Below are 3,229 nucleotides of genomic sequence, written 5' to 3' on the forward strand. Positions count from 1 at the left end.
GAGGGTGTGGGAGAGTAGGTCACCGCCGGACTTAACTTGAGTAGATGGTTTGAGGCCCTGGTACCGTTTGGTGCCGGGGCCTCACCTGTTTAACGAGAAGGGGAGGGGGAATTGGGCAGCTGGTGCTGCTTGGTTCCTCCTCCCCTCCTGCTTTAACGAGCTTGAGTGCTGGCCGCTAGCGCAGACCGCTCAAGGAACGACCAGGCAGGCATGGGGTTGTGAATGCAGCCATGGCTAAGCTGTGTCCCGATGTCGGACGCGCTTGAAGCGACTAAGCAGACGGCGTGGCCCTGGACCTCCGCGGCTCACTACGGGAGAGAACGCCCGCTCCGTTGCAGGTGCTTTATCCGATGGGTTCCGGTCCGCCAATCGGCAAGATCCTGCCTTTTGATGCCTCTGACAATCGATTGCTTGCACCTGGCTATCATTTCGGTAACTTGTTGCCGATTCTTGCTCCATGCTGAATGATAGTGAGCAGAATGTCGCCAATCGGCGAAATGCTGCCGGAAGAGGATCCTTCATGAATTCAGTGACTGAGCTAGGGGCCGAATTGCAGCGCGTTAGAAAACAGAATGGCCTGACGCAGGAACAGCTGGCTGAATTAGCTGGCATCTCCGAACGTACGCTGCGCTCCATAGAACGAGGGGCGGGAAACCCCTCCATTGAAGCGGTGCTCTCCGTCGCAAATGTACTCGGCCTTCGAATTCGCGTGGCCAAATGAAGCCGCAACTCCAAGAGCTCAAGCTTGTTACCAAGGCTGACGTCTACTGCAACGAAAACCTCGCCGGCACTCTAGCCAGACAGTCCGACGGAAGCGTGGCCTTCAGCTATAACAAGGACTACCTTGCACATGGTGGCGCGGGCATTGCGACATCTTTGCCAGCTTCTCCGGAGGCATACGTTGGGCCTGGGGGCGCGTTGCCATCGTTCTTCTCGGGACTATTGCCCGAAGGCCATCGCCTGACCGTTCTCAAGGACGCAACTAAGACCAGCATCTCTGACGAGTTGACTCTGCTGATGGCAGTGGGCGCCGATACTCCAGGCAATGTACGCGTTGTTCCGGAAGGATCAGCACTGGAGCAAACCCCCGTGGTTGCTGAATTCAGCAGCACGGCCGAACTCGACTTCTCGGTCCTCGCGCGCACCTTGGACCGCCACTCGATCCCCGGCGTGCAAGACAAGATCAGCGCAACCATGCTGACAACACCAGTGGAGTTCAAGAACAGCGCCTATCTGCTCAAGCTTGATCCCCGGGATCATCCGCATTTGGTCGTTAATGAGGCGCAGCACCTGAAAGCAGCGCGATTGCTCAAACTTCCGGTCGCAAACAATCGGCTAGTACTGGATTCCACTGGGAGTCCGGGGCTGCTGGTCGAGAGGTTCGATCGCGAGGGTGTCGAGGGGGCGGATAGTCCCACGCGTTTGGCGTTGGAAGATGCCATGCAAGTATTGAACCTTCCGCCGGCAAGCAAGTATGCAGTGAGCACGGAACAAGCTATTGAAGCCTTAGCGCTGCAGTGCCAGGCTCCGGTGCTCGCCAGGCGCAATCTATACATGCAGTTCGTCTTTGCGTGGCTAACTGGCAACGGCGACTTGCATGGAAAGAACGTCTCGATTCTGGCGGAATTGCATGGACGGTTTAATGTAGCGCCCATCTACGACATCCCATGCACCCTGGTCTACGGCGATGACACCATGGCTTTGACTGTTGCCGGCAAGGCTAAGAATCTGAAGAAGAAGCACTGGGCGGAGCTTGCAAGGGTGCTCGGCTTGGCTGACCGGGCCACGCAGTCAGCGAACCAGTTGGCATTGAAAGCCGCATTGACTGTGGATCTCAGCGAGTTGCCTTTTGAAGGTTCACCTTTGCGTGGTGCGCAACGAGAACTCAGGTTCCGGCGCATGGAGCTGCAGTAGGCGTCTGAGCGGGACAAGTTAGTCTGCGAGCAACGTGAACGCAGGCAGCTGACTATTCTGGCTTTTCTTCGCTTGCCCCTTAAGGCCAGCCGTCCATGATGGATAGACGCGGAAACCGCGCTTGCCTGGAGCCGATGCTGAGGCGAAGACGCCCAGCTCCTCGAGGTGCTGTTGAGTAAAGCGGAAGACGCCGAAACAGCCGGCTTCCTCGATAAAGACCATAACTCCGCGCAGTCCCTCTTCGGATTCGTAGGGGGCAGTAGTCCCAGTTTCGTCCCGATGCCATATGGCTACGAACCCACCTGGCTTTGTTGGCGTGATCCTTGCGGTCCTGATCCGCCACCGCTGTCCGTCAAGCTCAGTTACCCCGGCTTGATAATCGCTCTGCTGTTCTTCGGGAGTCACCTCGCCATACGATTGCCCAGTGAGGTGGCAATAGCGTTCCAACGCCGTGAACTTCATAGACTTCATCCTGTATTCGGTAGATCATCAAGTGGAGTGGCAGCGATCGAAATATCGCTGCTATTCACCGTAGCCGAGGGTGGTGCTTACGTAGCACTGCAAGACCTGTATTGGGCCGGCATCAATGCCGACTGCTCTAGGTAGTCATTGCGCTGATGCCGCCTTGGCCGTCACGCGCATGGAACCTCCAGATGCATCGTTTCGCCATGTGCGTTCTCTTCTTGTGCCTTGCTCAGACGCACGCATGCGCCCGCATCGTCTAATCGGCTGATGTGGGCACAATTCATTGGGTTCGCGTATATGCGTACGCTTCTCAAGGGTTCAATAAACTCGCTAGGTACAGGCGCTGATGCTCTGTGCAGCTGCGAAATAATGTTTACGCGCTCAGCCCTAGCTCGGTAATAATTGCCAGCGATTGGGCACATGGAAAGAGCCGAATCAGCAGTTCAGGAATTAAGTGTGCACGGTCACCGTCAAAAACCACCCACCCGATTTGCAGGACCCCCAAAACCTGTGTATAGTTTTTCCTTGTCGCCGAGAACAAAACGGAAGAAATAACCGGATGTGAAACGGCGGCAGAACCCCAGAAAATCAAGGTTTTTCCACAGTCTTGTGGACAACAATTGAAAAGAATGGGAACTGAGAATACTGGTTCAAATCACAAACAATGGATTTGACTTTCAGGAATTCGAAGTTATAGAATATGAATATAACGCTGGACGAAATTACCGCCTGGAATGGTGGGTAAAGAACCGGTAAGTGTTTGTTGTTTGAGAACTCAATAGTGTGCCAAGTTTGTTGATACCGAATATTTTTATTTGGTGAATACATAACATTTGCTTGAGGCATTGCA

3 protein-coding genes are annotated in these 3,229 nt (G+C 54.7%); 2 read left to right on the forward strand and 1 reads right to left on the reverse strand.

Features of this window, described 5'->3' with window-relative positions:
• Positions 1–520 precede the first annotated feature (520 nt).
• The gene (locus M2368_RS18785) at positions 521–721 is read left to right on the forward strand and encodes a helix-turn-helix transcriptional regulator (protein ID WP_105662736.1); all 201 of its coding nucleotides are present in this window, start codon (positions 521–523) and stop codon (positions 719–721) included.
• Positions 718–1,914 (forward strand): type II toxin-antitoxin system HipA family toxin, encoded by a 1,197-nt coding sequence (locus M2368_RS18790; protein ID WP_498724837.1) that lies wholly within the window; start codon positions 718–720, stop codon positions 1,912–1,914. Before M2368_RS18785 ends, M2368_RS18790 begins: the two co-directional genes overlap by 4 nt.
• An 18-nt stretch (positions 1,915–1,932) precedes the next feature.
• Here the strand turns inward: M2368_RS18790 and M2368_RS18795 are convergent, their stop codons facing one another.
• Positions 1,933–2,376 (reverse strand): MepB family protein, encoded by a 444-nt coding sequence (locus M2368_RS18795; protein WP_038993720.1) that lies wholly within the window; start codon positions 2,374–2,376, stop codon positions 1,933–1,935.
• Positions 2,377–3,229 lie beyond the last annotated feature (853 nt).

This window comes from Arthrobacter sp. JUb119, assembly GCF_024807995.1.
In the GTDB taxonomy this organism is placed as follows: domain Bacteria; phylum Actinomycetota; class Actinomycetes; order Actinomycetales; family Micrococcaceae; genus Glutamicibacter.

Bases quoted from the DNA above. Each gene is read 5' to 3' on its own strand.
- M2368_RS18785 (WP_105662736.1), top strand. From the start codon at position 521: ATGAATTCAGTGACTGAGCTAGGGGCCGAATTGCAGCGCGTTAGAAAA.
- M2368_RS18790 (WP_498724837.1), top strand. From the start codon at position 718: ATGAAGCCGCAACTCCAAGAGCTCAAGCTTGTTACCAAGGCTGACGTC.
- M2368_RS18795 (WP_038993720.1), bottom strand. From the start codon at position 2,376: ATGAAGTTCACGGCGTTGGAACGCTATTGCCACCTCACTGGGCAATCG.